General features: G+C 60.7%; 28 protein-coding genes. 14 read left to right on the top strand and 14 right to left on the bottom strand.

Annotation, left to right across the window (positions count from 1 at the left end; genetic code table 11):
* The first annotated feature begins 29 nt into the window (after positions 1-29).
* Together D6877_RS17710 and htpX are read left to right on the top strand one after the other, a co-directional pair.
* A complete protein-coding gene (locus tag D6877_RS17710) occupies positions 30-1,241 on the top strand; it encodes a pyridoxal phosphate-dependent aminotransferase (protein WP_016770856.1) in 1,212 nt (403 codons plus the stop codon).
* A 303-nt stretch (positions 1,242-1,544) separates the two neighbouring features.
* Positions 1,545-2,432 (top strand): protease HtpX, encoded by an 888-nt coding sequence (gene htpX, locus D6877_RS17705; protein ID WP_007908619.1) that lies wholly within the window; start codon positions 1,545-1,547, stop codon positions 2,430-2,432.
* 172 nt (positions 2,433-2,604) lie between these two features.
* Here htpX and D6877_RS17700 read toward each other — a convergent pair whose 3' ends face one another.
* Positions 2,605-3,261, bottom strand: a complete 657-nt coding sequence (locus D6877_RS17700; RefSeq protein ID WP_130911597.1) for a thiopurine S-methyltransferase — start codon at positions 3,259-3,261, stop codon at positions 2,605-2,607.
* 103 nt (positions 3,262-3,364) lie between these two features.
* On the opposite strand from D6877_RS17700, the gene D6877_RS17695 reads away from it, so the two are divergent.
* Positions 3,365-4,132 (top strand): class III extradiol ring-cleavage dioxygenase, encoded by a 768-nt coding sequence (locus D6877_RS17695; RefSeq protein WP_130911596.1) that lies wholly within the window; start codon positions 3,365-3,367, stop codon positions 4,130-4,132.
* A gap of 106 nt (positions 4,133-4,238) precedes the next feature.
* On the opposite strand, the gene D6877_RS17690 is transcribed toward D6877_RS17695, so the two are convergent.
* Positions 4,239-5,912 (bottom strand): DEAD/DEAH box helicase, encoded by a 1,674-nt coding sequence (locus tag D6877_RS17690; RefSeq protein ID WP_016770859.1) that lies wholly within the window; start codon positions 5,910-5,912, stop codon positions 4,239-4,241.
* A 419-nt stretch (positions 5,913-6,331) separates the two neighbouring features.
* On the opposite strand from D6877_RS17690, the gene D6877_RS17685 reads away from it, so the two are divergent.
* Entirely contained in the window at positions 6,332-7,123 is a 792-nt protein-coding gene (locus tag D6877_RS17685) for a crotonase/enoyl-CoA hydratase family protein (RefSeq protein ID WP_071173120.1), read from the top strand.
* A 109-nt stretch (positions 7,124-7,232) separates the two neighbouring features.
* On the opposite strand, the gene D6877_RS17680 is transcribed toward D6877_RS17685, so the two are convergent.
* Complete coding sequence (locus D6877_RS17680; protein ID WP_130911595.1) at positions 7,233-7,988, bottom strand: spermidine synthase; 756 nt, start codon at positions 7,986-7,988, stop codon at positions 7,233-7,235.
* Positions 7,989-8,139: 151 nt separating this feature from the next.
* Between D6877_RS17680 and D6877_RS17675 the strand changes: the two genes are divergently transcribed.
* The gene (locus D6877_RS17675; protein ID WP_038861070.1) at positions 8,140-9,486 is read left to right on the top strand and encodes a 3-deoxy-7-phosphoheptulonate synthase class II; all 1,347 of its coding nucleotides are present in this window, start codon (positions 8,140-8,142) and stop codon (positions 9,484-9,486) included.
* A gap of 89 nt (positions 9,487-9,575) precedes the next feature.
* Here the strand turns inward: D6877_RS17675 and D6877_RS17670 are convergent, their stop codons facing one another.
* A complete protein-coding gene (locus D6877_RS17670) occupies positions 9,576-10,802 on the bottom strand; it encodes a winged helix-turn-helix domain-containing protein (RefSeq protein ID WP_130911594.1) in 1,227 nt (408 codons plus the stop codon).
* A gap of 64 nt (positions 10,803-10,866) precedes the next feature.
* The gene (locus tag D6877_RS17665; protein ID WP_024013770.1) at positions 10,867-11,088 is read right to left on the bottom strand and encodes a DUF1127 domain-containing protein; all 222 of its coding nucleotides are present in this window, start codon (positions 11,086-11,088) and stop codon (positions 10,867-10,869) included.
* Positions 11,089-11,185: 97 nt separating this feature from the next.
* On the opposite strand from D6877_RS17665, the gene D6877_RS17660 reads away from it, so the two are divergent.
* Positions 11,186-12,040, top strand: coding sequence for a LysR substrate-binding domain-containing protein (locus tag D6877_RS17660; RefSeq protein WP_174823892.1), 855 nt, complete (start codon positions 11,186-11,188; stop codon positions 12,038-12,040).
* On the opposite strand, the gene D6877_RS17655 is transcribed toward D6877_RS17660, so the two are convergent.
* Positions 12,030-12,779, bottom strand: coding sequence for a sulfite exporter TauE/SafE family protein (locus D6877_RS17655; RefSeq protein ID WP_130911593.1), 750 nt, complete (start codon positions 12,777-12,779; stop codon positions 12,030-12,032). The two genes, D6877_RS17660 and D6877_RS17655, sit on opposite strands and share 11 nt — an antisense overlap.
* A 108-nt stretch (positions 12,780-12,887) precedes the next feature.
* On the opposite strand from D6877_RS17655, the gene D6877_RS17650 reads away from it, so the two are divergent.
* The 4 genes from D6877_RS17650 to D6877_RS17635 all read left to right on the top strand — a co-directional run bounded on the left by D6877_RS17650 (position 12,888) and on the right by D6877_RS17635 (position 16,173).
* A complete protein-coding gene (locus tag D6877_RS17650; RefSeq protein ID WP_016770867.1) occupies positions 12,888-13,844 on the top strand; it encodes a LysR family transcriptional regulator in 957 nt (318 codons plus the stop codon).
* Between the two features lie 76 nt (positions 13,845-13,920).
* A complete protein-coding gene (locus tag D6877_RS17645) occupies positions 13,921-14,376 on the top strand; it encodes a MarR family transcriptional regulator (protein WP_073472431.1) in 456 nt (151 codons plus the stop codon).
* A gap of 329 nt (positions 14,377-14,705) precedes the next feature.
* Positions 14,706-15,125, top strand: coding sequence for an organic hydroperoxide resistance protein (locus tag D6877_RS17640; RefSeq protein WP_007940002.1), 420 nt, complete (start codon positions 14,706-14,708; stop codon positions 15,123-15,125).
* 37 nt (positions 15,126-15,162) lie between these two features.
* Positions 15,163-16,173: an alpha/beta hydrolase gene (locus D6877_RS17635; protein ID WP_024013773.1), complete on the top strand. Its 1,011-nt coding sequence runs from the start codon at positions 15,163-15,165 to the stop codon at positions 16,171-16,173.
* Between the two features lie 178 nt (positions 16,174-16,351).
* On the opposite strand, the gene D6877_RS17630 is transcribed toward D6877_RS17635, so the two are convergent.
* Positions 16,352-16,921: an elongation factor P gene (locus D6877_RS17630; protein WP_003226785.1), complete on the bottom strand. Its 570-nt coding sequence runs from the start codon at positions 16,919-16,921 to the stop codon at positions 16,352-16,354.
* A 48-nt stretch (positions 16,922-16,969) separates the two neighbouring features.
* Positions 16,970-18,112 (bottom strand): elongation factor P maturation arginine rhamnosyltransferase EarP, encoded by a 1,143-nt coding sequence (earP, locus tag D6877_RS17625; RefSeq protein WP_130911592.1) that lies wholly within the window; start codon positions 18,110-18,112, stop codon positions 16,970-16,972.
* Between the two features lie 125 nt (positions 18,113-18,237).
* Between earP and D6877_RS17620 the strand changes: the two genes are divergently transcribed.
* Positions 18,238-18,654: a hypothetical protein gene (locus D6877_RS17620; RefSeq protein WP_016770871.1), complete on the top strand. Its 417-nt coding sequence runs from the start codon at positions 18,238-18,240 to the stop codon at positions 18,652-18,654.
* Between the two features lie 2 nt (positions 18,655-18,656).
* On the top strand, positions 18,657-19,139 hold the full coding sequence (locus D6877_RS17615; RefSeq protein ID WP_130911591.1) for a GreA/GreB family elongation factor: 483 nt from the start codon (positions 18,657-18,659) through the stop codon (positions 19,137-19,139).
* 9 nt (positions 19,140-19,148) lie between these two features.
* Here the strand turns inward: D6877_RS17615 and cysB are convergent, their stop codons facing one another.
* The 5 genes from cysB to D6877_RS17590 form a co-directional block, all read right to left on the bottom strand.
* Positions 19,149-20,123 (bottom strand): HTH-type transcriptional regulator CysB, encoded by a 975-nt coding sequence (cysB, locus tag D6877_RS17610; protein WP_016770873.1) that lies wholly within the window; start codon positions 20,121-20,123, stop codon positions 19,149-19,151.
* Positions 20,124-20,236: 113 nt separating this feature from the next.
* A complete protein-coding gene (locus D6877_RS17605) occupies positions 20,237-20,740 on the bottom strand; it encodes a universal stress protein (RefSeq protein WP_039759918.1) in 504 nt (167 codons plus the stop codon).
* 97 nt (positions 20,741-20,837) lie between these two features.
* The gene (locus tag D6877_RS17600) at positions 20,838-21,743 is read right to left on the bottom strand and encodes a 5'-nucleotidase (RefSeq protein WP_122611508.1); all 906 of its coding nucleotides are present in this window, start codon (positions 21,741-21,743) and stop codon (positions 20,838-20,840) included.
* 22 nt (positions 21,744-21,765) lie between these two features.
* Complete coding sequence (locus D6877_RS17595) at positions 21,766-22,722, bottom strand: putative 2-dehydropantoate 2-reductase (RefSeq protein ID WP_130911590.1); 957 nt, start codon at positions 22,720-22,722, stop codon at positions 21,766-21,768.
* Positions 22,719-23,105, bottom strand: a complete 387-nt coding sequence (locus D6877_RS17590) for a thioredoxin family protein (RefSeq protein WP_130911589.1) — start codon at positions 23,103-23,105, stop codon at positions 22,719-22,721. The genes D6877_RS17595 and D6877_RS17590 overlap by 4 nt, the downstream gene beginning before the upstream one ends.
* Here D6877_RS17590 and D6877_RS17585 point away from each other — a divergent pair.
* The gene (locus tag D6877_RS17585; RefSeq protein ID WP_024013780.1) at positions 23,104-23,547 is read left to right on the top strand and encodes a PilZ domain-containing protein; all 444 of its coding nucleotides are present in this window, start codon (positions 23,104-23,106) and stop codon (positions 23,545-23,547) included. The genes D6877_RS17590 and D6877_RS17585 overlap by 2 nt on opposite strands.
* A gap of 129 nt (positions 23,548-23,676) precedes the next feature.
* The gene (locus D6877_RS17580; RefSeq protein WP_016770878.1) at positions 23,677-24,753 is read left to right on the top strand and encodes a 3-deoxy-7-phosphoheptulonate synthase; all 1,077 of its coding nucleotides are present in this window, start codon (positions 23,677-23,679) and stop codon (positions 24,751-24,753) included.
* A 60-nt stretch (positions 24,754-24,813) separates the two neighbouring features.
* Here D6877_RS17580 and D6877_RS17575 read toward each other — a convergent pair whose 3' ends face one another.
* Positions 24,814-25,095 carry a GNAT family N-acetyltransferase gene (locus tag D6877_RS17575; protein ID WP_016770879.1) on the bottom strand — a complete coding sequence of 94 codons (282 nt, stop codon included), beginning with the start codon at positions 25,093-25,095 and terminating at the stop codon, positions 24,814-24,816.
* Between the last annotated feature and the right edge of the window lie 50 nt (positions 25,096-25,145).

The following is a 25,145-nucleotide window of genomic DNA, read 5'->3' as shown; positions in this document are numbered from 1 at the left end:
GGATCGTTCATTTTCGGGATCACATCGCCATGCAGTTCAGCAAATCGAACAAGCTCGCCAACGTCTGCTACGACATTCGCGGCCCGGTGCTCAAGCACGCCAAACGACTGGAAGAGGAAGGCCAGCGCATCCTCAAGCTGAACATCGGCAACCCGGCGCCGTTTGGTTTCGAAGCGCCGGACGAAATCCTCCAGGACGTGATCCGCAACCTGCCGACCGCGCAGGGCTACAGCGATTCCAAAGGCCTGTTCAGCGCGCGCAAGGCGGTGATGCAGTACTACCAGCAAAAGCAGGTCGAAGGTGTCGGCATCGAAGACATCTACCTGGGCAACGGTGTGTCCGAGCTGATCGTGATGTCGCTGCAGGCGCTGCTCAACAACGGCGACGAAGTGCTGGTGCCGGCTCCGGACTATCCGCTGTGGACCGCTGCGGTGAGCCTCGCCGGCGGTAACGCTGTGCACTACCTGTGCGACGAAGGCGCCGACTGGTTCCCGGATCTCGCCGACATCAAGGCCAAGATCACTCCGAACACCAAGGCCATGGTGATCATCAACCCGAACAACCCGACCGGTGCGGTGTACTCGAAGGAAGTGTTGCTGGGCATGCTGGAAATCGCCCGGGCGCACAATCTGGTGGTGTTCTCCGACGAGATCTACGACAAGATTCTCTATGACGACGCCGTGCACATCTGCACCGCTTCGCTGGCGCCGGACCTGCTCTGCCTGACCTTCAACGGCCTGTCGAAATCCTACCGCGTGGCCGGTTTCCGCTCCGGCTGGATTGCCATTTCCGGGCCGAAACACAACGCGCAGAGCTACATCGAAGGCATCGACATGCTGGCCAACATGCGCCTGTGCGCCAACGTGCCGAGCCAGCACGCGATCCAGACCGCGCTGGGCGGCTATCAGAGCATCAACGATCTGGTGCTGCCGCAGGGTCGCTTGCTGGAACAGCGCAACCGCACCTGGGAACTGCTCAACGACATTCCCGGCGTCAGCTGCGTGAAGCCGATGGGCGCGCTGTACGCATTCCCGAAAATCGACCCGAAGGTCTGCCCGATCCATAACGACGAGAAATTCGTTCTCGACCTGCTGCTTTCCGAAAAGCTGCTGGTGGTGCAGGGCACGGCATTCAACTGGCCGTGGCCGGACCACTTCCGCGTGGTCACCCTGCCCCGCGTCGATGACCTGGAGATGGCCATCGGCCGCATCGGCAACTTCCTCAAGTCCTACCGCCAGTAATGGGCCAGCAGTGCGCAACGGATTGGCTGTTGCGCACTGTCTGATTCAGCAACACATCTTTAATCCGCGCCTTTGCAGCACTTCTACACTTGCGATGCGAGCTGTACAGACGTGTCTGACCTAATGGCGGCGGGGCGAAAGGCTGTGTCATCCGTGTCGGAATCGAGGGTGGGAATTTTCTTTTTGCTCAGGAAACCGCTGTAGGACACAGTTTGAAATAGTCACTCGGTTGAATAGCCCGGTGCCGCACCTTATATACCCCGCAGTACGCTACATCTTTAGCTTGAGGAGAGTTCTACAACCATGATGCGCATCCTGCTGTTTTTGGCCACTAACCTGGCGGTCGTGCTGATAGCCAGCATCACCCTGAGCCTGTTCGGCTTCAACGGGTTCATGGCGGCCAACGGGGTCGACCTCGACCTCAGTCAGCTGCTGGTTTTCTGTGCGGTCTTTGGTTTCGCCGGCTCGCTGTTCTCGCTGTTCATCTCCAAGTGGATGGCGAAGATGAGCACCGGCACGCAAATCATCAGCCAGCCACGCACCCGTCATGAGCAATGGCTGCTGCAAACGGTCGAGCAATTGTCCCGCGAAGCCGGGATCAAGATGCCTGAAGTCGGGATTTTCCCGGCCTACGAAGCGAATGCTTTCGCCACCGGCTGGAACAAGAACGACGCGCTGGTCGCGGTCAGCCAGGGCCTGCTCGAGCGATTCTCGCCCGATGAAGTGAAAGCCGTACTGGCCCACGAAATCGGTCACGTCGCCAACGGCGACATGGTCACGCTGGCGCTGATCCAGGGCGTGGTGAACACCTTCGTGATGTTCTTCGCGCGGATCATCGGCAACTTCGTCGACAAGGTCATCTTCAAGAACGAAGAAGGCCAGGGCATCGCCTACTACGTGGCGACCATCTTCGCCGAACTGGTGCTGGGCATCCTCGCCAGCGCAATCGTCATGTGGTTCTCGCGCAAGCGCGAATTCCGTGCCGACGAAGCCGGCGCCCGCCTGGCCGGTACCAGCGCGATGATTGGCGCTCTGCAACGTCTGCGTGCCGAACAGGGCCTGCCGGTGCACATGCCCGACACCCTGAACGCCTTCGGCATCAACGGTGGCATCAAACAGGGCTTCGCCCGCATGTTCATGAGCCACCCGCCGCTGGAAGAGCGTATTGACGCACTGCGTCGTCGCGGTTGATTCGACCGAAGTGAAAAAGAAGGCCCGCAGCGATGCGGGCCTTTTTTTGTTTCTTCAGATCATGCGTTGTCAGCAAAGTCCCTTTCGCGAGCAGGCTCGCTCCCACCTTTGGAATGCATCCCACTGTGGGAGCGAGCCTGCTCGCGAAGACGCCGGAGCTGCTGACAGAAAACTATCTGGAAGAAACCCGATAAACCCGCTCCACCAACCACTCAACCCCGCCCTGCTGAAACTTGGGGCTCTCAGCCAGAATATCTCGCTCTTCCAGTTTCTCCAGCTGCCAACCCTGGCCCAGCAACCGCTGCACCTCATCATCATTCACCGCAAACGGCGGCCCCGGGATCTGCGTCTGATCGTAATCCAGGGTAATCACCAGCCCTTTCACCTCCGGCGCCAGCAAGTGCTGCAGATGCGCCGCGTAGCGCTGACGCATCACGTCCGGCAAGGCAATCAGCGCGGCGCGGTCATACAGCGCGGTGCAACCGGCAACATCCTCTGCCGTCAGCGCGAAAAAATCACCGCACCACAATTCGAACGCAACAGTGCGATAAACCTTGAATGCGCCCTGCTCGCTGATCTGCGGTTGCAACTGATGTTCGCTGAAAAACTCCTCGACAGCCTTTTCCGCTAGCTCAACCCCAATCACCTGGTGTCCCTGCCCGGCAAGCCAGAGCAGATCCAGACTCTTCCCGCACAGCGGCACCAGCACACGCGCCGACGGTGCAATCGCCAGCTCCGGCCAATAGCGCTGCAAATACGGGTTGGCCTCGGACTGATGAAAGCCGATCTGGTTCGAATCCCATTTCTTGTACCAAAACTCAGGCTGCATGGCTCACTCCCGAAAAACCGATGAAAAACCGCAGAAACTTATATTGGATTCAGATCGATGATCTGACTGAAGATGGCTCATCTTAGCGCTCAGGAGCCCGTCCATGTTGCCCAGCCTGTTTATCTCCCACGGTTCACCGATGCTGGCGCTGGAACCCGGTGCCAGCGGCCCGGCACTGGCCCATCTGGCCGCCGAACTGCCGCGCCCCAAAGCCATCGTCATCGTCTCGGCGCACTGGGAAAGCCACGAGTTGCTCGTCAGCAGCCACCCGCACCCGGAAACCTGGCACGACTTCGGCGGTTTCCCCCGTGCGCTGTTTGAAGTGCAGTACCCGGCCCCGGGTAATCCGCAGCTGGCCGCCGAAGTGGCTGAACTGCTGAACGCCCATGACTTGCCGGCGCGGCTCGATCCGCAACGACCGTTTGATCATGGTGTCTGGGTGCCACTGTCTTTGATGTATCCGCAGGCCGACATTCCGGTGGTGCAAGTCTCGCTGCCGAGTCGTGGCGGGCCGGCGTTGCAGACGCGGGTTGGCCGTGCGCTGGCGAGCCTGCGCGAACACGGCATTCTGTTGATCGGCTCCGGCAGCATCACCCACAACCTCCGCGAGCTGGACTGGCATGCCGGCCCGGAAAGCATTGAACCGTGGGCGCGGGATTTTCGTGACTGGATGATCGACAAGCTGGCGGCCGACGATGAAACGGCGCTGCATGATTATCGCCAGCAGGCGCCGAATGCCGTGCGCAGTCACCCCAGTGATGAGCATCTGTTGCCGTTGTATTTTGCTCGCGGTGCGGGCGGGGTTTTCAGCGTGACGCATCAGGGTTTCACGATGGGGGCGCTGGGTATGGATATTTATCGCTTCGGTTGAGGCCTTCGCGAGCAGGCTCGCTCCCACAGTAGCCAATGAACAGGCAAAAAAAATCCCCGAACCAGTCGGGGATTTTTTATTTGCGATCAATCAGCCCAAGGGCGGATCAATCTTCGCGGTAGCGACGCAGCTTGAGCTGCTTACCGGCAACGCGAGTGTCCTTCAGCTTGGTCAGGAGTTTTTCCAGACCTTCTTCCGGCAGCTCGACGAGGCTGAAGCTGTCACGCACCTGGATGCGACCGATCGCTTCACGGGCCAGACCGCCTTCGTTGAGGATGGCGCCCAGCAGGTTTTTCGCAGCGATACCGTCACGCGCGCCCAGCGCGGTACGGCAACGAGCACGGCCTTCGCCCAAAGGCATTGGCGCGCGACGCTCGCGGTCACCACGATCAGGACGATCACCGGAACGCTCAGGACGGTCGCCACGCGGTGCGTTGTTCGGTACCAGTGGACGTTCCTTCTCGATCGCGGCCAGGTTCAGCGCTTGACCATTGGTGGCTTTGCGCAGCAGCGCAGCAGCCAGAGCACGCGGGGTGCAACCGATGTCGGCGGTCAGGCGGTCGAGCAGCTCACCGTGAGTCGATTCGGCATCAGCAACCAGCGGCGACAGGCTGTTGGTCAGTTTCTTGATGCGTGCATCGAGAACGGCTTGAGCGTCTGGCAGGCGTACTTCGGCAACTTTCTGTCCGGTTACTCGCTCGATCACTTGCAGCATGCGGCGCTCACGTGGAGTCACCAGCAGCAGTGCACGACCTTCGCGACCGGCACGGCCGGTACGGCCGATACGGTGCACGTAGGATTCCGGGTCGTACGGCATGTCAACGTTGAATACGTGAGTGATGCGCGGAACGTCCAGACCACGGGCAGCAACGTCGGTCGCGACAACGATGTCCAGACGGCCATCCTTGAGCGAGTCGATCACGCGCTCACGCTGGTTCTGGGCAATGTCACCGTTCAACGCGGCGGCTTTGTAGCCTTTGGCGTCGAGGGCGCTGGCCAGGTCCAGGGTCGCTTGCTTGGTGCGCACGAACATGATCAGCGCGTCGAAGTCTTCGACTTCCAGCAGGCTGAGCACGGCAGAGGTTTTCTGGTCAGCGTGAACCAACAGGTGAGCCTGTTCGATCGCGGTAACGGTCTGGGTCTTGGTCTGGATCTTGACGTGTTGCGGATCGCGCAGGTGGCGTTCGGCAATGGCGCGGATCGACTGCGGCAGGGTCGCCGAGAACAGCACGGTCTGGCGGGTCGATGGCAGAGCCTTGAAGATGACCTCCAGGTCATCCATGAAGCCCAGCTTCAACATTTCGTCAGCTTCGTCGAGAACCAGATGGTTCACAGTCGACAGGACTTTCTCGTCGCGACGCAGGTGGTCGCACAGACGACCCGGAGTAGCGACAACAATCTGTGCGCCATTACGGATTGCCTTGAGTTGCGGGCCCATCGGCGCGCCGCCGTAGACAGCCACGACGGTGACGCCTGGCATTTGCTTGGCGTAGGTTTCAAAAGCGGTTGCTACTTGCAGCGCCAACTCTCGGGTCGGCGCCAGGATCAGGGCTTGCGGTTCGCGCTTGGCAGGATCGATGCGGTGCAGAATAGGCAGTGCGAACGCGGCGGTTTTACCGGTACCGGTTTGCGCCTGGCCAATCATGTCCTGGCCGGCCATGATGATCGGGATCGATTGCTGCTGAATCGCCGAAGGCTCTTCGTAGCCAGTCGCTGCGACGGCTGCAAGAATATTCGGGTTGAGATTAAAAGCGGCGAATCCGCCGGTTTCCTGGGTCATGGGTCTGCCTCTAAGTGCATCCGCAAAGACCCATGCTCCAAAGCTGCGCATGCCGTGTTGAGACTCAAGAGTCGCCCTGGCAGCTTTGTCGGCGGGGATTTGCGAAAACGAATGAATGAAGATGAATCGTCAAGGAAGAGCCCGCAATGCGGACATGCAGCCGAAGCTGACTTCGGGAAATGCGCTACCTAAACGCGGCCCGGTTAAAGGCCGGCGCGCACTATACCGGATTTCGCCCGAAAAGGGAGCTTTTTTTGTGGCCCTTATCAGGGTGTCACCGCCGTGTAACGGGGTTTTGCGGATAATCGCGCAACGGTCTATTTTGCAAAGGCCCGGCCCTGCGGGCGATGACGCTTAAACGGTTCACCGACCTGCGGCAAAGCGCCGCGCACCCGCCCTTCCCGCTTGAGGATTTAGCCATGAATCAGCCCTGCGCCGGCCGCGTCAGCCGAGAACGTCGTGGTCATGTGCACTTGATCGGCCTTGATCGGGCGGCCAAGCGCAACGCTTTCGATATCGACCTGCTCAACGACCTTAGCCTGGCCTACGGCGAATTCGAAGCCGACCGCGAAGCGCGGGTCGCCGTGGTGTTCGGCCATGGCGAGCACTTCACCGCCGGACTCGATCTGGTCAATGCCAGCGCCGCACTGGCCGAAGGCTGGCAGGTTCCGAGCGGCGGTTGCGATCCCTGGGGTGTTTTCGTCGGCCCACGGGTGAGCAAACCGGTTATCGTCGCCGCGCAGGGTTACTGCCTGACCATCGGCATCGAGCTGATGCTGGCGGCGGACATCAACCTGTGCGCGAGCAATACCCGCTTCGCGCAGATGGAAGTGCAGCGTGGGATCTTTCCGTTTGGCGGCGCGACTTTGCGTTTCCAGCAGATCGCTGGCTGGGGCAATGCGATGCGCTGGTTGCTCACTGGCGATGAGTTCGATGCCCACGATGCCTTGCATCTGGGCCTGGTGCAGGAAGTGATGGCCAGCGAAGATTTGCTGCCCCGCGCGATCGAGCTGGCCGAACGGATTGCCCGGCAGGCACCACTGGGCGTGCAAGCGACCTTGATGTCAGCGAGACAGGCGCGTTATGAGGGTGAGACAGCGGCGGCGCAGGCGTTACCGGCGCTGGTGAAGAAGTTGCTCGCCACTGAGGATGCCCGGGAGGGGGTGCGATCGTTGGTGGAGCGGCGTCCGGGGATCTTCAAAGGGGTGTGAAGAATCTGCTGCCTGTCAGGGCCTCTTCGCGAGCAGGCTCGCTCCCACAGGTAGAACGCATTTCAAATGTGGGAGCGAGCCTGCTCGCGAAGGGGGCGGTACTGCCGGCTCAGGTCGCCGGGCGAATCGCGTTGATCAACGACTGCAACGAATACCCCAACCGCGGCGCCAGCGCTTCGGCCCGTTGGGTCAGCGCCTGCATGTCCAGCGCCTGATCGAGATCCGCCGGAACGATCAGAATCACGTTGCCCTCCTTCACCGGCAACTCCCAGTAATGCCGGTGATAGAGCCCGCGCAACAACGCCGCGCCGAGCGGCTTGCCATCGTCGGTGGCCCACTGGTTGATCACCAGCCAGCCGCCCGGATTCAGGCGCTTCTGACAATCGCCGAGAAAACTCCAGGCCAGATGCCCGACACCGGGACCGACATCGGTATAGAGGTCGACGAAAATCAGATCCGCCGGCTCGGCAGTCGGCAACAGTTCAAGCGCATCACCGACGCGGATGTACAAACGCGGATCGTCATCCAGGCCGAGATATTCGATGGCCAGGCGCGGCACGTCCGGGCGCAGTTCGATGGCTTCGACGTCTTCCAGCGGCAGAAACTTCAGGCAAGCCTGGGTCAGCGTGCCCGCGCCCAAACCGAGAAACAGCGCGCTCTCCGGCTGCTCGTGGCACAGCGCGCCGATCAGCATCGCGCGGGTGTAGTCGTACTCCAGCCAGCTCGGGTCGGCAGTGAACACGCAGCTCTGCTCGATCGCATCGCCGAACTCGAGAAAGCGGTAATCGGCCACTTCCAGCACGCGAATCACGCCGAACTCATCCTGTACTTCGGCGAGCAGATGCTCGACGCGCTCCTCAGTCATTTCGTCTCCTGATGGTCACCGGGCGCGGTGACGCGATGGCACCGCTGTGGCGCCGTGGCAAAGCGGCGATTGTCGGCGATGGGGCGGGAGCAGGTCACGCACTAATTGCTGCTAACATGGCGCTTCCCTGCGTACGAACTTCGAGACCGTGATGAGCCAACCGTGGAGCCCTGACAGCTGGCGCGCCCTGCCGATCCAGCAACAACCGCAATACCCCGACGCCGCGCACCTGCGCCAGGTCGAGCAAACCCTGGCCAGCTATCCGCCGCTGGTGTTCGCCGGCGAAGCCCGCGAGCTGCGCCGCCAGTTTGCCGAAGTCACTCAGGGCCGCGCGTTCCTGTTGCAGGGCGGCGATTGCGCGGAAAGCTTCGCCGAATTTTCCGCCGCGAAGATCCGCGACACCTTCAAAGTGTTGCTGCAAATGGCAATCGTCATGACCTTCGCTGCCGGCTGCCCAGTGGTCAAGGTCGGGCGCATGGCCGGTCAGTTCGCCAAGCCACGTTCGGCCAACGACGAAACCATCGGCGGCGTAACCCTGCCGGCCTACCGTGGCGACATCGTCAACGGCATCGGCTTCGACGAAAAGAGCCGCGTGCCGGATCCGGAGCGTTTGCTGCAGTCCTACCATCAGTCCACAGCAACCTTGAACCTGTTGCGCGCTTTCGCCCAGGGCGGTTTCGCCGACCTGCACCAAGTGCACAAGTGGAACCTGGATTTCATCGCCAACTCGGCGCTGGCCGAGAAGTACAGCCACCTCGCCGACCGCATCGATGAAACCCTCGCGTTCATGCGCGCCTGCGGCATGGACAGCTCGCCGCAACTGCGCGAAACCAGTTTCTTCACCGCCCACGAAGCGTTGCTGCTGAACTACGAAGAAGCCTTCGTCCGCCGCGACAGCCTGACCAACGATTACTACGATTGCTCGGCGCACATGCTGTGGATCGGCGACCGCACCCGCCAGCTCGACGGCGCGCACGTTGAATTCCTGCGCGGGGTGAACAACCCGATCGGCGTCAAAGTCGGCCCGAGCATGAACCCCGATGACCTGATTCGCCTGATCGACGTGCTCAACCCGGACAACGATCCGGGGCGGTTGAACCTGATCGCGCGGATGGGCGCGAACAAGGTCGGCGATCATCTGCCGGCACTGATCCGCGCGGTCCAGCGCGAAGGCAAGCAGGTGCTGTGGAGCTCCGATCCGATGCACGGCAACACCATCAAGGCCAGCAGCGGCTACAAGACCCGCGATTTTGCGCAGATCCTTGGCGAGGTGAAGCAGTTCTTCCAGGTGCACGAAGCGGAAGGCAGCTATGCCGGCGGCATCCATATCGAGATGACCGGGCAGAACGTCACCGAGTGCATCGGCGGCGCCCGACCGATTACCGAGGATGGCTTGTCCGACCGTTATCACACCCACTGCGATCCGCGGATGAATGCTGACCAGTCGCTGGAATTGGCGTTTTTGATTGCCGAGACTCTGAAGCAAGTCCGCCGCTAGACCGAGTCGCCCCAATTCGCGAGCCTGCTCGCTCCCACATTTGCAATGCGTTTCCCTGTGGGAGCGAGCCTGCTCGCGAAAGGGCCGGCTCAGGCAACCTCAATCCGCGCCAATGCCACCCGCAACCGCCCCGCACTCTCGCGCTGACAATTCAACTGCACCCGCTCAAGCCCCAGCCAACCCGCCATCCGCCGCAAATTCAGCGCCAGCGCCAGCATGCCCTCCTCGTCCAGCCCCGGTTCTTCCTCGTGCACCGCATGCACCGCCAACTGCCCCGCCGCCCGTTCGGCGCGCAGATCAACCCGCGCGGCGATCCGCTCGTTGTGCAAAAACGGCAGCACGTAATAGCCGTAAACGCGCTTGGGCTGCGGAGTGTAGATTTCCAGGCGATAGCGGAAATCGAACAAGCGCTCGGTGCGGCTGCGCTCCCAGATCAGCGAGTCGAACGGCGACAGCAGCGCACTGGCGATGACCTTGCGCGGCACTTTGGGCTCCGGCAGGCAATAGGCGATCTGCCGCCAGTCGGCGACTTCGCACATCTGCAATTGCCCCGCTTCAACCAACTCAGCCAGACGCGGGCGCGCATCCGCAGGGCTCAGGCGAAAGTAATCGCGCAGGTCTTTTTCCGTACCAACGCCCAATGCTTGCGCCGCATGCAACAGCAAACCGCGTTGCGCCTCGGCCTCATCCGGCTCGGGCTGCTGCAGAATCGCTGCCGGAATCACTCGCTCGGGCAAATCGTACAAACGCTCAAATCCGCGTCGCCCCGCCACCGTGACCTCACCGGCGGCGAACAACCATTCCAGCGCGTGTTTCTCGGCACTCCAGTCCCACCATGGCCCGGCCTTGTCTTCGCGGGTCGACAGACTGCCGGCGCCGAGCGCGCCCCGCTCCTCAACCGCAGTCAGCACGCGGCGAATGGTTTCCTGTTGTTCGCGACCAAACCTCGCCAATTGCTGATAGATGTCTTCGCCACGCTTGGCCCGTTGCATGCGCCAACCCAGCAATGGGTACATCGACAGCGGCAACAGCGACGCTTCATGGCCCCAGTATTCGAACAGCGTGCGCCGACGCCCCGAACTCCAGGCAGCCTGGTCGAGCAAGTCAGATGGATAGGAACCGAGACGGGAAAACAGCGGCAGGTAGTGCGAGCGCACCACGGCATTGACGGAATCGATTTGCAGCAGGCCCAGCCGTTCGATCAGCCGGTTGAGATGACTGGCATTGACGGTCGGCGGCTGGCGCCCGTTGAACCCTTGGGCGGCCAGCGCCAGACGTCGCGCCTGTTTGAGGGAAAAGGACACTGTCGCGGGCATTTATTCCTCCATGTCTGCTCGCAACCTACCTCACCTGAAAGGGGTTTGTGTAGCGATCGCCTCATCATTTATGCATCGGGTCGTCCCAGAACGGCCGCACGGTTTCGTGTTCGACATCGGCGCGGCTGATGCCGATGTCCTTCAACGCCTCATCGCTCAGGCCGGCTAGCATTTCCCGCTCACGATGCAGCTCATACCAACGGCTGAATTTGTGCAGCAGATCGGACACGATATGGCCGTGGCCGGACAGCTGTTCTTCGCTTGCATACTCTCTTTGACCTTTCATCGTCTTGCCTCCTTTTGTGGATGACTCAAGTCTCGCGCCAGCGCTAAGATCAATCCAACGAATGTTTCTGATGGCATGCATCACGGAGATTCATCAATTGTCCGCCTACCCCAGTATCGATACCGATGTCCTGCGCACCTTTGTCGCGATTGCCGATCAGGGCGGTTTCACCCGTGCCGGCGAGATGGTCAACCGCACCCAGTCGGCGGTGAGCATGCAGATGAAACGCCTGGAAGAAGACGTGTTGCAGCGCCAGCTGTTCGAGCGCGATGGACGCCAGGTGCGCCTGACGGCAGAAGGCCAGGTGCTGCTCGGTTATGCACGGCGCATCCTCAAACTGCACAGTGAGGTGTTCAACACCCTGCGCGAGCCGCACATGGTCGGCACCGTGCGCATCGGTACGCCGGATGATTATGTGATGCGTTTTCTGCCGGGAATCCTCTCGCGGTTCGCGCAGTTCTATCCGCTGATCCAGATCGAAGTGCATTGCGAATCGACCAAACAACTGTTGCAGCGCACTGATCTGGACTTGTCGATCGTCACCCGTGAGCCGGGCAACGAGATCGGCCAGTTGCTGCGCAAGGAGCGCTTTGTCTGGGCCGAGGCGCAGAACTTCAGCGCCCACGAACAGACGCCGCTGCCCCTGGCGATGTTCAACAGTGATTGTTTCTGCCGCTTGTGGGCGTGCAATGCGCTGGACGCGATGGGCCGCGATTACCGCATCGCCTACAACAGCAGCAGCCTGTCGGCGCTGATGGCCGTGGTCAGCGCCGGGCTGGCGATCACCGCGCAGCTGGAGAGCCTGATCACCCCGGACATGCGCATCCTCGGCGCCGCCGAAGACCTGCCACTGTTGCCCGAGGCGAGCATCATGCTGATCCGCAATCTGAACAACCCATCGCCGATCACCGAGTGCCTGGCCGAGCACATCGTCGAGGGCTTCAAACTTTAAACGCGAGCATCACCGCACACAGCACCAGAAAGCCGCAGAACATCCCGCGCAGGAGTTTTTCCGGCATGGCGTGGGCAATTTTCACGCCCCAACTGATGCTGAGCAGACCTCCGACCGCCAGAGGCAGGCCGATCATCCAGTCGACTTCGTGGTGCACCGCGTAGGTCACCAGGGTTACGCCAGTGCTCGGCAGGGCCAGCGCCAGCGACAATCCTTGAGCAACCACTTGGCTGGTGCCGAACAGGCTGGTCAGCACCGGCGTCGCCACCACCGCGCCGCCGACGCCAAACAAACCGCCCATGGTCCCCGAGGCGGCGCCGAGCACGCCCAACCACGGCCACGAATAGCGCATCTCGGCAGTCGGCGCTGGTCGCGGACCGAACATCTTCAACAGGTTGTAGGCCGACAGCGCCACCAGAAAAGCGACAAATCCGATGCGCATGGTCTGCGCATCGATGCCCACCGCCCAGATCGAGCCGAGCCAGGCAAAGCAGAAACCCATCACTGCCAGCGGCAGCGCATGGCGCAATTCGATGCGATTGCGCTGGTGATAACGCCACAGCGCCAGCATCACGTTCGGTACCACCATCACCAGCGCCGTGCCCTGGGCGATCTGCTGATCAAGCCCAAACCACACGCCAAGCAACGGGATCGCAATCAAGCCACCGCCAATGCCAAAGATCCCGCCCAATGTGCCAAGGGCGGCGCCGAACAGCAGGTACAACAGAAAATCCATCACAACGGTAATCCTCTAACGACAGGCGGCCAATGCTACGCACTCGCGCCTAGCGGGGAAACGCACAGCAACGCACAATGGCTATGCCGATTTTGCACAAGCGTGATTTCCATGAATCCCAACCAATTGACCGATCAGCTCGGCCTGTTTCTCGATGTGCTGGAGAGTGGCAGCTTTTCTGCCGCTTCGCGCCGCCATCCGCTGACGCCTTCCGCCGTAGCCCGGCGCATCGATAGCCTGGAAAGTGCCGTCGGCAGTCAGCTGTTCGTACGCAGCACCCATGCCGTGCTGCCGACTTCGGCCGGCCTGGCCTTTGCCGAGCGGGCGCGACGGATCATCGCCGAGTTGCAACTGGCGCGGGCCGAAGCGGTGTCGTTGAGCAGCGCACCGGAAGGCCTGATCCGCATCGATGCGCCAGCAGCTTTCGGGCGGCGGCATCTGGCGCCGGTAATTGCCGATTTTCTCCTGCTGTATCCGGGACTGGATGTGCAGATGCACCTGATCGACAGCTTCAGCGACATGGCCGGCAGCAGCCTGGGCAAGGTCGATCTGGTGCTGCGTACCGGCCAGTTGGCTGACTCGCGCCTGGTAGCCACGCCATTGGCGAGCATGGTCCGCGTCGCCTGCGCCAGCCCTGACTATCTCAAGCAGCGTGGCGTGCCCGAGCACCCAGCGCAGTTGAGTGAACACGACGGGCTCGACTGGGAAGGCCTTGCGCCGCCCTTTGCCTGGAAATTCGAAGTGGACGGGCAAATGCAACTGCACCGGCCATCGCGGGTGCGCCTGAGCGCCAACAATGCCGAAGCCCTGGCGTGTGGCGCGGCGGCGGGTCTGGGCGTCGCACACTTGCCGACTTGGCTGGCCAGCGAATACTTGCTGCGTGGCGAACTGGTGCCACTGTTCTGCGAAAACGGCCTGCCGCCGCCGGAGTCCACCGGCATTTACGCGCTGCGCATGGAACAGCAGGTCCATTCGCGCAGTCGGTTATTGCTGGAATACCTGAAAACCCGCTTCAGCCCGGTGCCGCCGTGGGATCTGGCGTTGCAACGGCAATTCGCCCGGCACTGACGCCGGACATATTTATCTGGCGCCTTAAAGATTCGAGCGCTAGATTAAAAAACGATCAACGATCAAGGCTTTGACAATGACTTGCGAACGCGACAACTGCGACGACCTGCTGCTCGACAATCAGGCGTGCTTCGCCCTGCACTCGACCTCGCTGATGATGACCAAGGTCTACAAGCCGCTGTTGCAGGCGCTGGGCCTGACCTATCCGCAATATCTGGCGATGATGGTGTTGTGGGAGAAGGACGGTCTGACTGTCGGAGAAATCAGCGCACGCCTGCTGACCGATCCGGGATCGCTGACGCCATTGCTCAAGCGTCTGGAAGCCGAAGGCCTGCTCAGCCGCACCCGCAGTCGCGAAGATGAGCGGGTGGTGATTGTCGAACTGACCGCAGCGGGCCGCGCCTTGCGCGACAAGGCGCAGACCGTGCCGCAGTGCATTCTTGGCGCCAGTGGCTTCACCCTTGAACGTCTGCAGAAATTGCAGGCCGAGCTGCAAGCGCTGCGCGGACATCTGCAAGACAGCCTGAATTAAGCCCCGCTACATTCCCCTGTGGGAGCGAGCCTGCTCGCGAAAGCGTCCGATCAGACAGCGAGTCGTTGAATGTTCCACCGCCTTCGCGAGCAGGATCGCTCCCACACTGATTTTCAACGCCAACAAAAATATTTTTCCCGCCTGAATTCCCTCGTCAAGCGCTCTAAATCAAGCCTTACCCGCCCCTTCCACGCTATGCCCTTGAGCAAAACGCCCTTTTTTTCAAAATTTTATCTTGCGCGCTAAACATTAGCGCTATACATTCTCTTCACACCTACTTAGCGCGCAAACAATTAGCGCACAAAACCACAACCAAAGAGGCTCACACCATGCAAACTCTCTACACCGCAATCGCAACTTCCACTGGCGGCCGTGACGGTCGTGCGATCTCCAGCGACAACGTTCTCGACGTCAAACTGGCCACCCCGAAAGAACTCGGCGGTGCTGGCGGTGCGGCGACCAACCCTGAGCAACTGTTCGCTGCCGGTTACTCGGCCTGCTTCATCGGCGCACTGAAATTCGTCGCCAGCCAGACCAAGCGCAAGATTCCTGACGACGCGTCGATCACCGCCCATGTCGGCATCGGCCAGATCCCCGGCGGTTTCGGTCTGGACATCGATTTGCACATCAGCCTGCCAGGCCTGGAGCAAGCCGATGCGCAGTCGCTGGTCGACGCCGCTCACCAGGTCTGCCCGTACTCCAACGCCACCCGTGGCAACGTCGATGTCCGTCTGCACGTGACTGTGTAATCACTCAAGCCCCCGGCCCGAACAAGGAAAAATGAACATGAACACCTTCAGCAAAGTCTTGACCGGTACCCTTCTCGCCCTGTCGGTACACAGCGCTTTCGCCGGTGATGTCGAACACAACACCCAGGCATTCCTCGATGCGCTGAATTCAGGCAGCGGCAAGCCGATCGAGCAGCTGTCGCCCAAGGATGCCCGCGCCGTGCTGGTCGGCGCGCAGTCCGGGGTCAAGTTGACGTTGCCCAAAGCCGATGTCAGCGAGAAGACCATCCAGGTCGATGGTCAACCGCTGAGCCTGACCATCGTCCGGCCGGCCGGGGTCAAGGGTGAGCTGCCGGTGTTCATGTTCTTCCACGGCGGCGGCTGGGTGCTGGGGGACTTCCCGACTCACGAACGTCTGGTGCGCGATCTCGTGGTCGGTTCGGGTGCGGCGGCGGTGTTCGTCAATTACACCCCTTCGCCGGAAGCGCATTACCCGGTGGCGATCAACCAGGCCTACGCTGCGACCAAATGGGTGGCGGAACACGGTAAAGAGATCAATGTCGACGGCAAGCGCCTGGCCGTGGCCGGCAACAGCGTCGGCGGCAACATGGCCGCAGTGGTTGCGCTGATGGCCAAGGACAAGGGCACCCCGGCGATCAAATTCCAGGTGCTGCTGTGGCCGGTCACCGATGCCAACTTCGACACCGGTTCGTATAACCAGTACGCCGAAGGGCACTTCCTCACCCGCAATATGATGAAGTGGTTCTGGGACAACTACACCACCGACGCCAAGCAGCGCAACGAGATCTACGCTTCACCGCTGCGCGCCACCACCGCACAGCTCAAAGGCCTGCCGCCAGCACTGGTGCAGACGGCCAGCGCCGACGTGCTGCGTGATGAAGGCGAAGCTTACGCACGCAAACTCGACGAGGCCGGGGTTCCGGTAACGTCGGTGCGCTACAACGGCATGATCCACGATTACGGTTTGCTCAACGTGGTCAGCCAGGTACCGGCGGTGCGTTCGGCGATGTTGCAGGCGTCTGAAGAACTGAAGCAACACTTGAAGTAACCACAGTCCCATTGTGGGAGCGAGCCTGCTCGCGAAAGCGTCCCGTCAGACAGCGCTTCATTGAATGACACACCGCATTCGCGAGCAGGCTCGCTCCCACAGGGTTGCGAGTGTTTCTTACAGGCACAAAAAAACCCGACTCAATGGTCGGGTTTTTTCTTTCCGCAAAAAGCAGTGCTTATTTCGCACGGCCTTTGTAGGAACCGCCTTCGCGGGTATCGATCTCGATCATGTCGCCGATTTCGATGAAGTCGGCAACCGACAGCTCGGTACCGTTCTTCAGTTTGGCAGGCTTCATCACCTTGCCGGAAGTGTCACCGCGAGCGGAGCCTTCGGTGTAGTCAACCTGACGCACGATGGTGGTCGGCAGTTCTACGGAAACCAGACGCTCTTCGAAGAACACGGCTTCGCAAACGTCGGTCATGCCTTCTTCAACGAAAGGCAGAACGCTTTCGATGTCTTCGGCGTTCAGCTCGTACATGGTGTAGTCAGTGGTGTCCATGAACGTGTAAGTGTCACCGCTGATGAACGACAGGGTGGCTTCTTTACGATCCAGGATCACGTCGTCCAGTTTGTCGTCCGCACCGTAAACGGTTTCGGTCTTGTAACCGGTCAGCAGGTTCTTCAGCTTGGTCTTCATGATCGCGCTGTTACGGCCCGACTTGGTGAATTCAGCTTTCTGAACCAGCCAAGGATCGTTGTCGATACGGATCACGGTACCGGGTTTGAGTTCTTTACCAGTTTTCATTGCGAATATCCGAATTTGGATGGGATTTACAAAAATCTAGGCCGCGTATCATATCCAATTTACATAAAACTGTACCAGCGCCGTGGCAAGATCCGCCTGCAAGGCCTGTTCCAGACACCATGCCTCGGCGTTTTCCTCGAGTTCCGGCCAATGATTTCGCACCGCCAGCCAGTGCTCGCCGATCGGTTGCCCGGCGCTCCACGCGCGCCACAGACCGTTCATCGCCTGCGCCGCAGCGGGCGTAAGGCCGTGAGTGTAGAGCGCAAGAAAAGCATCGAGCTTGTCCAGATGGATGTCATCGTCCTGCTGATAGATGTGCCAGAGCATCGGCCGCCCCGCCCATTGCGCGCGAACGAATGAATCTTCACCGCGCACCGCGTTGAAATCGCAGCACCACAGCAGATGGTCGTATTGGTCCTGCCGGACGAACGGCAGTACCTGCACGGTGAGCGAATCGCGCACGTGAATCGCGCCGACCGTCAGGGTTTCCACCTCCAGCCAGCGCGCCACATCGCCGAGAATCCGCCCTTCCGGAACCAGCAGGTGAGTCGGCCGTGCATCGGCCGCCAGCACATCCAGCCAACTGGCCAACCCGGGGTTTTCATAAGCAAACAGCGAGATCAGTTGCGCGTCCGGAGCAGGATCGATACCCAAGGCTTGCAGGAAATGTCGCTGGGCCGGCCGATCCTGCTGAAACTGCCGACGCTGTTCGAGCAGTCCGCGTTCGCGCAGCAGGCCACCGGTGCCCGGTTTGAAGCCTGGAAAGAAAAAGAACTTCTGCACCGTTTTGTATTTTACCGACGGCAAGCCGTGGCAGCCGGTGACCCAGTCTTCGGCGCTGAGATAATCGAGGTTGAGCCACAGCGGTGGCGTTTCCCGTGCGGCCATGCTGTCCATGTAGTCGGCGGGCAACTGACAGGCGAAGGCGGCGATGACTACGTCGGCCGCCTCGGCGTGCAGCCACTCGCTCGGCCACTGACGCACCTCGACGCCCTGCTGCCATTGCTGCACAACATCGACATCGATCTCAGGACAGAGGCGCTCGAACGCGCGCAGATCATCCACCCACAGGCGCACCGGCAAGGCATGCTCGGCCACCAGTTGCCGGGCCAGGCGCCAGGTCACGCCGATGTCACCGAAGTTATCGACCACGGTGCAGAAAATGTCCCAGCGGGGTTTCACTTCAGGCATGCCTTTCTCCCGTTGGCAAAAAACCTCGATTGTCCGCATAAATGCACTCGCGCAGAAGAGCCGACGGCGATTAATCTTCGTGCGACAATCGCCGCTTGCCCGCAACCATCCGCCAGGAGGCCGCCATGCCCTACCGTCCGAATCCGCGTCGACCCTTGCCCGTTCAGCTTAGCGCGCTGCATCTGACCGGCAGTATTGCGCTGGGCCTGTGGCTGGGGTTCCTGGCGATTGCGCTGACCTGCTGGCTGCTTTCGCGCTTTATCTTTCCCGAGCAACTGGCCCCTGTCGCGCAAGCGGTGCAGCAGCGCGTCAGTCCGCCGGCTGTGGCGCCCGTACAGGTACAGCCGGACATTCCACCGCAAAGTCCGCTGTTCCAACAGTACGAAGAAAACCTGCGCAAGAATGAACAGCAGGCCCGACTGGATCAGGCGCGCGCCAATTCGCGTAACGCGTCCAATCCGAAATGCCAGTTCTGGCTGCAGCAGGACCAGACCGCGCCGACCGAAAAGAGCCGCGCCAACGTTTTGCAATTCTGCGATTGATCATGAACAAACACAGCGTCCACCAGTTGATTCTCGACAAGCTGCGCATCGACCTCGACATTGCCGAACGCGCCGCGCAAACCGCTTACGAAACCGCGACCCACGAAGAAAACATCGCCGAAAACAAGTACGACACGCTGGGGCTGGAGGCGTCGTATCTGGCGGCGGGTCAGGCGAAGCGGGTTGAGGAAATCCGTCAGTCACTGGCGCTGTGTCAGAACCTGACGTTGCGTGCCTACGACGAAAAACGCGGCATCGAAGTCGGCGCCCTGCTCGGTCTGGAGGACGAAAAGGGTCGCGAGCAATGGCTGTTTCTGGCGCCGGATGCGGCGGGTCTCAAAGTCGATGTAGTGGGTCAACCGATCACCGTCATCACCCCGCGCTCGCCGCTGGGCAAAAGCCTGCTGGGCAAGTTCGAGGGCGATGAGGTGGAGATTCTGGTGGCGGGCACCCGGCAACAATTTGCTGTCACCGAGGTGCTCTGAAGCGGGTGCTTAGTGAACGGGCAGTTCGACGCCGTCGAACAGCTCTTCGAGCTCTTGCTTGTTGTGGCACTGAATGGCCTTGGCCATGACTTCGCGGGTCAGGTGCGGGGCGAATTTCTCGATGAAGTCGCACATGAAGCCACGCAGGAAAGTGCCACGACGGAAACCGATCTTGGTGATACTCGACTCGAACAGTTCGCTGGCATCCAGCACCACCAGGTCGTTATCGAGCTTGGTATCGACGGCCATCTTAGCCACGATGCCTACGCCCAGACCCAGACGCACGTAGGTTTTGATCACGTCGGCGTCAGCAGCGGTGAACACCACTTTCGGCGTCAGGCCACGATGGCTGAAGGCTTCGTCGAGCTTGGAGCGGCCGGTGAACCCGAATACGTAAGTAACGATCGGATATTCGGCCAGCGCTTCGAGGGTCAGCTTCGGCAACTTGGTCAACGGGTGGCCGTGGGGTACGACCACGCAGCGGTTCCAGCGGTAGCACGGCATCATCACCAGATCGCCGAACAGCTCCAGCGCTTCAGTGGCAATGGCGAAATCGACGGTGCCGTCAGCGGCCATTTCGGCGATCTGCATCGGCGAGCCCTGATGCATGTGCAGGGCCACGTCCGGGTATTGCTTGATGAAATTGCTGATCACCGGCGGCAGCGCATAACGCGCCTGGGTGTGGGTGGTGGCGATCGACAGGGTGCCCTTCTTCTCGTTGGAGAATTCCTGGGCAATCTGCTTGATGCTTTCGACTTTGCGCAGGATCTCGCCAGCGGTGGTGATGATGCGCTCGCCGGCCGGGGTGACGCGGGTCAGGTGCTTGCCGCTGCGGGCGAAGACTTCGACGCCCAGCTCGTCTTCCAGCAGGCGGATCTGCTTACTGATGCCCGGTTGCGAGGTGTACAGGCTTTGAGCGGTAGCGGAAACGTTGAGGTCGTGGTGCGCCACTTCCCAGATGTAGCGCAGTTGTTGAAGCTTCATATCAATCCCTCAAAGCAGGTAGACGCCACGGGCATCAGCGACGGTATATAACTATATTAATGGTTCGAAGAATAAATCTAGAACTTTTTTATCAAAACGCCATTATTCCTGCTTCAGCGATCCTCACGCCGCCGGCGTTCCATCAGCGGCACCAGATAGACCGGCACCTTGGCCAACTGCAGGACCCGCGCCGCCGTGCGCCCCAACGGTGTTTCCGCACCGACACCATGGCTGTGACTGCCGACGATCAGCAGATCGACCGAGAGCTTGTGCACCTGTTCGAGAATCACCTGCGACGGATCGCCCTGCAGCACGCGCACTGCGCGAATGCGCTGCAGATCCTGTTCGCCGTCGTCCCCCAGTTCTTCACGAAAGCTGTCGAGCACCCGTTGTTCGATATTGGCGATGACTGTTTTCAGACCCTGACTATGGAATTCGTTCAATGCCTGTTCGTCGAGATAGCTTTGCAGCACCGACTCGGCAAACAGGCCCATGGGTTCCACCGCGTGCACTACATACAGATCGGCATTGAAGGTGCGCGCCAAGGCCAGGGCATGCTGCATCACGAACGGTGCGTACAGACCGAGGTCGGTGGCATACAGCATTGAGCGAATCATGGGACCTCCTCGCGAGCCAACGATGGCGGAGATTGATTCAGCTTAGCAGTGCCTTGGCGAGTACGACGTGCGACGCAACGTCCTGAATGAAAAGGCTCTAGATCGGCTGTTCGTTGCTGATGCCGTGGGGCACGTGGCCGGTGGCGACCACTTCGCGAGCCAGTTCGCAATGGCCGGTCTGGTCATCGAAGAACACGTCGGCGGCGAAGGCTTCGAGGAACGCCGATTTGGTCAGGCCACCGAGAAACAGCGACTCATCGAGACGAATATCCCATTCCCGCAAGGTGCGAATCACTCGCTCATGGGCCGGCGCCGAACGGGCGGTAACCAGCGCCGTGCGGATCGGGCAATCGTCATCGGGAAACTCGCGCTGCAACAGATTGAGCGCTGCCAGAAAGCCTTTGAACGGCCCACCACGCAATGGCTCGCGTGCCGATTCGCGTTCCTTGGCCTGAAACGCTTCCAGGCCGCCGGACTGATAGACGCGCTCGGACTCGTCCGAGAAGATCACCGCATCACCGTCGAAGGCGATACGCAATTCATCGCTGGCCGCACGGCTCGCGCCACCGGACAGGATCGTTGCCGCAGCGAACCCGGCGTCCAGCGCGGCACGCACGTCTTCGGCGTGGGTCGAGAGAAACAGGTCGCAGCCAAACGCTTTCAGATACGGATAAGGACTGCGCCCGCCAACGAACGCCGCACGAGAAATCGCCAGACCGTAATGATGAATCGAATTGAACACCCGCAGACCGGTGTCGGCGCTGTTGCGGGAAACCAGAATCACCTCGACCCGCGCGCGGCCGAGGCGACTGTTCAGGCTCAGGAGTTTTTCCACCAGCGGGAACGCATCGCCCGGCGCGAGGATTTCGTCTTCGTGCTCGATCTGATATTGCCGATAGGCTTCGACGCCGCTCGACAGGTAGACCTTGTGGCTTTCGCTCAGGTCGAACAAGGCGCGCGAGGAAATCGCCAGCACCAGTTTGTCATCGATGTTATTGGCCATGCCTTCCCCCAGAACAACCGACTCAGGTATTGCGTCGGTCGATAAAACCCAAATGGCGATACAACGCCTCGATGCGCGGCAACTCGCAGCCCGCCGCTTTCGCCGCCGCCAATGGCCGGGCGTAGATCGCCTCCAGCTCCAGCGGACGCTTGTGTGCAAAATCGTGGTACATGCTCGGCCAGTAATCGGGCATTTTTTCCGTCATGGTGAACAGGTACTCGGCGTAACCGGGCGGGATCTCGTATCCACAGGCCCTGGCGCCCAGCACCACTTCCGCCATCAACGCCTGAATCGACAGGCGGCTGTCGGCATCGGCCATCAGCGCTTGCGTTCCCGCGCCGAGCAATACCGAGAGTCCGTTGTAGGGAATGTTCCACACCAGTTTCTGCCAGCGTGCCTGATGCAGATTGGCCATCGCCTGCGAGTCGATGCCGGCGGCACGGAACAGCCCGGCGCCCTCCTCGACGATCGCCATGCGCGCTACTTCATCAATGGCCGAGCCGCTGTGATAACCGACATTCACCGCGCCAAGGGCCTGATGGGCAATCTGCCCCGGCCCCTCGCGGTGCACGCAAATCAGACACAAACCGCCGAGCAGATGCAGCGAATCCGGCAACAGTGGCCGCAGGCTGTCTTCGACATCCAGACCGTTCTGCAGCAAGAGCACTTTTGCGTCAGGTTTGGCGGCCTGAATGATCGCCGGGGCCAGACCGGCGTTGCTGGTGGTCTTGGTGCCGACCAGCAGCCAGTCACAGGGTGGCATGTCTTCGGCAGCGGAATAGGCATTGGCCGGATGCAGCGTCATCGGGCCGTGCACCGCACTGTTGATCTGCAAACCGCGCTCAGCCACTGCCGAGAATTCGCTGCGCAACAAGAAATGCACGTCGAAACCGGCACGCGCCAGCATCACCCCGTAAAACCCGCCGATCGCACCGGTGCCGATAATCCCCACCACCGGTTTGCTGACTGTCTCGCTCATGGCAACTCCTCTGCAATTCGACCCAGCGCCTGCGCCACAGCCTGATTGACCTCGGCAACCGTCAGACGGCTGTGCACTGCGCCAAAGAACTCGCCGTCGCGCACCACAAACAGCGCCGGCAAATGAAACACCTGATAACGCTCGACCAGCCCGCCGTTGTTGCCGGCGTCGATCCAGCACAGCTGGTCGATCATCAGCGGCAATTCCGGCAACACCTCGCGGGCATAACGACAACTGGCGCAGCCGACGCTGGTGAAGATCACCAGAGAAACCCCGCGCATCGCCAGCAGCCGCTGGTCGGCGTCGAAGTCGGTCAGCTCGGATTCGACCACTATACTGGGGGAAACAATGTCAGATGGCCGACACAGGGAGTCTGTGCTCATGGGACGTTTCATTCCTCATCCGGACGAAGTGCCGGTTGAATTGACGTTACTCAAGCCTGAATGCATTTCCAGACAACAGCTGCACACTATCAGCCTCGGCGGCATCGCTTGCAATTACCACCGCGCCTGGCGCCACGGCACTGCGCTGCAAGTGCGCATGCCGACGCTGAATGCCGACTTCTGTTATCCGGGCTATGTGGCCTGGTGTCTGCGGCGTAAAAAAGGCTATCTGGTGGGCATCGCTTTCACTGACGAACAGACCCTGTTCAGCGCGCGAATGGGTGAGCAGGTGTGTCAGATCGAACGCTATTCACGCATGCAGGACAGCCACGACGATCTGCAGGATAGTCAGGCGCTGGCCCTGCAATGGGTCGAGGAGCACGCCGAAGAGTTCTCCCACGACAACCTGCGCAAGGCTTTTGCGCAGCCAGCGCTGGACTAAAGCACGGTTTGCCCATTGTCGAGCCGCCTCTGACGCGCTAAGGTTCGGCTCCCCCGACGCGCTAAATCTGCTGTGCTCCGCCGCGCGGGGATCGCTGGCGGCCGGCACCCGTGACCTGACGAGTAAACGATGGCTGATTTACCGATCAACGACCTAAACGTCGCCTCTAACGAGACCCTGATCACTCCCGATCAGCTCAAGCGTGATATCCCCCTGAGCGACGCCGCCCTGCGCACCGTCACCAAGGGCCGCGAAGTCATTCGCAACATTCTCGATGGCACCGACCACCGTCTGTTCGTCGTGATCGGCCCGTGCTCGATTCACGACATCAAGGCGGCCCACGAATACGCCGATCGCCTCAAGGTGCTCGCCGAGGAAGTCTCCGACACCCTGTATCTGGTCATGCGTGTGTATTTCGAGAAGCCGCGTACCACCGTCGGCTGGAAAGGTCTGATCAACGATCCGTACCTGGACGACTCGTTCAAGATCCAGGACGGCCTGCATATCGGTCGTCAGTTGCTGCTCGACCTGGCCGAGAAAGGCCTGCCGACCGCCACCGAAGCCCTCGACCCGATCTCCCCGCAATATCTGCAGGATCTGATCAGCTGGTCGGCCATCGGCGCGCGTACTACCGAATCGCAGACTCACCGCGAAATGGCTTCCGGCCTGTCCTCGGCGGTCGGCTTCAAGAACGGCACCGATGGCGGCTTGACCGTGGCGATCAACGCCTTGCAGTCGGTGTCCAGCCCGCACCGTTTCCTGGGCATCAACCAGGAAGGTGGCGTGTCGATCGTCACCACCAAAGGCAACGCCTACGGTCACGTGGTGCTGCGTGGCGGCAATGGCAAGCCGAACTATGATTCGGTCAGCGTGGCCCTGTGCGAGCAGGCGCTGAACAAGGCGAAGATCAAGCCGAACATCATGGTCGATTGCAGCCACGCCAACTCCAACAAGGACCCGGCCCTGCAACCGCTGGTGATGGAAAACGTCGCTAACCAGATCCTCGAGGGCAACCAGTCGATCATCGGCCTGATGGTCGAAAGCCACCTGAACTGGGGTTGCCAGGCAATCCCGAAAGATCTCGCCGACCTGCAATACGGCGTGTCGATCACCGATGCCTGCATCGATTGGTCCGCTACCGAAAACACCTTGCGCAGCATGCACGCCAAGCTCAAGGACGTATTGCCGAAGCGTCAGCGCACGTAAGCTGCGTTTTACGGGCATAAAAAAACGCCGGACATTGTCCGGCGTTTTTGTGTGTGCGGTTCAGATCTTCGCGGCGCGACGCTGATGGCGTTCCATGTAGCGCTCGACGTAAGAGCAAGACGGGATCACCGTGTAGCCCATTTCTTCGGCGTATTGCAGCGCGCGTTCAGTCAGCGCTGCGGCAATGCCACGGCCACGCAGGGCATTGGGCACGAAGGTGCGGTAGATATCCAGGGTCTGCTTGCCCAGATCCATGTAGGTCAGGTAAGCACGATGACCGTCCACAGTGGTCTCGAATTGATGACCAGCCTGGTCATGGTGGATGGACAACGCCTCGCTCATCACTACTCCTCGCGGGTCTTGAATTGTGACCCCTACCTTACCGATGTTTT

The sequence above is a fragment of the Pseudomonas sp. Sample_9 genome (assembly GCF_004307535.1).
Lineage (GTDB): Bacteria > Pseudomonadota > Gammaproteobacteria > Pseudomonadales > Pseudomonadaceae > Aquipseudomonas > Aquipseudomonas mercuritolerans.
This window is presented reverse-complemented; position numbering and strand designations above follow the sequence as displayed.

Excerpts from the sequence above, each read along its gene's own strand:
- D6877_RS17645 (WP_073472431.1), top strand. The coding sequence starts at position 13,921 with ATGACTTGCGAACGCGACAACTGCGACGACCTGCTGCTCGACAATCAG.
- D6877_RS17585 (WP_024013780.1), top strand. The coding sequence starts at position 23,104 with ATGGGACGTTTCATTCCTCATCCGGACGAAGTGCCGGTTGAATTGACG.
- D6877_RS17675 (WP_038861070.1), top strand. The coding sequence starts at position 8,140 with ATGAGCCAACCGTGGAGCCCTGACAGCTGGCGCGCCCTGCCGATCCAG.
- D6877_RS17670 (WP_130911594.1), bottom strand. The coding sequence starts at position 10,802 with ATGCCCGCGACAGTGTCCTTTTCCCTCAAACAGGCGCGACGTCTGGCG.
- D6877_RS17690 (WP_016770859.1), bottom strand. The coding sequence starts at position 5,912 with ATGACCCAGGAAACCGGCGGATTCGCCGCTTTTAATCTCAACCCGAAT.
- htpX (WP_007908619.1), top strand. The coding sequence starts at position 1,545 with ATGATGCGCATCCTGCTGTTTTTGGCCACTAACCTGGCGGTCGTGCTG.
- D6877_RS17635 (WP_024013773.1), top strand. The coding sequence starts at position 15,163 with ATGAACACCTTCAGCAAAGTCTTGACCGGTACCCTTCTCGCCCTGTCG.
- D6877_RS17580 (WP_016770878.1), top strand. The coding sequence starts at position 23,677 with ATGGCTGATTTACCGATCAACGACCTAAACGTCGCCTCTAACGAGACC.
- cysB (WP_016770873.1), bottom strand. The coding sequence starts at position 20,123 with ATGAAGCTTCAACAACTGCGCTACATCTGGGAAGTGGCGCACCACGAC.
- D6877_RS17665 (WP_024013770.1), bottom strand. The coding sequence starts at position 11,088 with ATGAAAGGTCAAAGAGAGTATGCAAGCGAAGAACAGCTGTCCGGCCAC.
- D6877_RS17650 (WP_016770867.1), top strand. The coding sequence starts at position 12,888 with ATGAATCCCAACCAATTGACCGATCAGCTCGGCCTGTTTCTCGATGTG.
- earP (WP_130911592.1), bottom strand. The coding sequence starts at position 18,112 with ATGCCTGAAGTGAAACCCCGCTGGGACATTTTCTGCACCGTGGTCGAT.
- D6877_RS17710 (WP_016770856.1), top strand. The coding sequence starts at position 30 with ATGCAGTTCAGCAAATCGAACAAGCTCGCCAACGTCTGCTACGACATT.
- D6877_RS17590 (WP_130911589.1), bottom strand. The coding sequence starts at position 23,105 with ATGAGCACAGACTCCCTGTGTCGGCCATCTGACATTGTTTCCCCCAGT.
- D6877_RS17630 (WP_003226785.1), bottom strand. The coding sequence starts at position 16,921 with ATGAAAACTGGTAAAGAACTCAAACCCGGTACCGTGATCCGTATCGAC.
- D6877_RS17700 (WP_130911597.1), bottom strand. The coding sequence starts at position 3,261 with ATGCAGCCTGAGTTTTGGTACAAGAAATGGGATTCGAACCAGATCGGC.
- D6877_RS17695 (WP_130911596.1), top strand. The coding sequence starts at position 3,365 with ATGTTGCCCAGCCTGTTTATCTCCCACGGTTCACCGATGCTGGCGCTG.
- D6877_RS17605 (WP_039759918.1), bottom strand. The coding sequence starts at position 20,740 with ATGATTCGCTCAATGCTGTATGCCACCGACCTCGGTCTGTACGCACCG.
- D6877_RS17615 (WP_130911591.1), top strand. The coding sequence starts at position 18,657 with ATGAACAAACACAGCGTCCACCAGTTGATTCTCGACAAGCTGCGCATC.
- D6877_RS17595 (WP_130911590.1), bottom strand. The coding sequence starts at position 22,722 with ATGAGCGAGACAGTCAGCAAACCGGTGGTGGGGATTATCGGCACCGGT.
- D6877_RS17620 (WP_016770871.1), top strand. The coding sequence starts at position 18,238 with ATGCCCTACCGTCCGAATCCGCGTCGACCCTTGCCCGTTCAGCTTAGC.
- D6877_RS17680 (WP_130911595.1), bottom strand. The coding sequence starts at position 7,988 with ATGACTGAGGAGCGCGTCGAGCATCTGCTCGCCGAAGTACAGGATGAG.
- D6877_RS17685 (WP_071173120.1), top strand. The coding sequence starts at position 6,332 with ATGAATCAGCCCTGCGCCGGCCGCGTCAGCCGAGAACGTCGTGGTCAT.
- D6877_RS17640 (WP_007940002.1), top strand. The coding sequence starts at position 14,706 with ATGCAAACTCTCTACACCGCAATCGCAACTTCCACTGGCGGCCGTGAC.
- D6877_RS17575 (WP_016770879.1), bottom strand. The coding sequence starts at position 25,095 with ATGAGCGAGGCGTTGTCCATCCACCATGACCAGGCTGGTCATCAATTC.
- D6877_RS17600 (WP_122611508.1), bottom strand. The coding sequence starts at position 21,743 with ATGGCCAATAACATCGATGACAAACTGGTGCTGGCGATTTCCTCGCGC.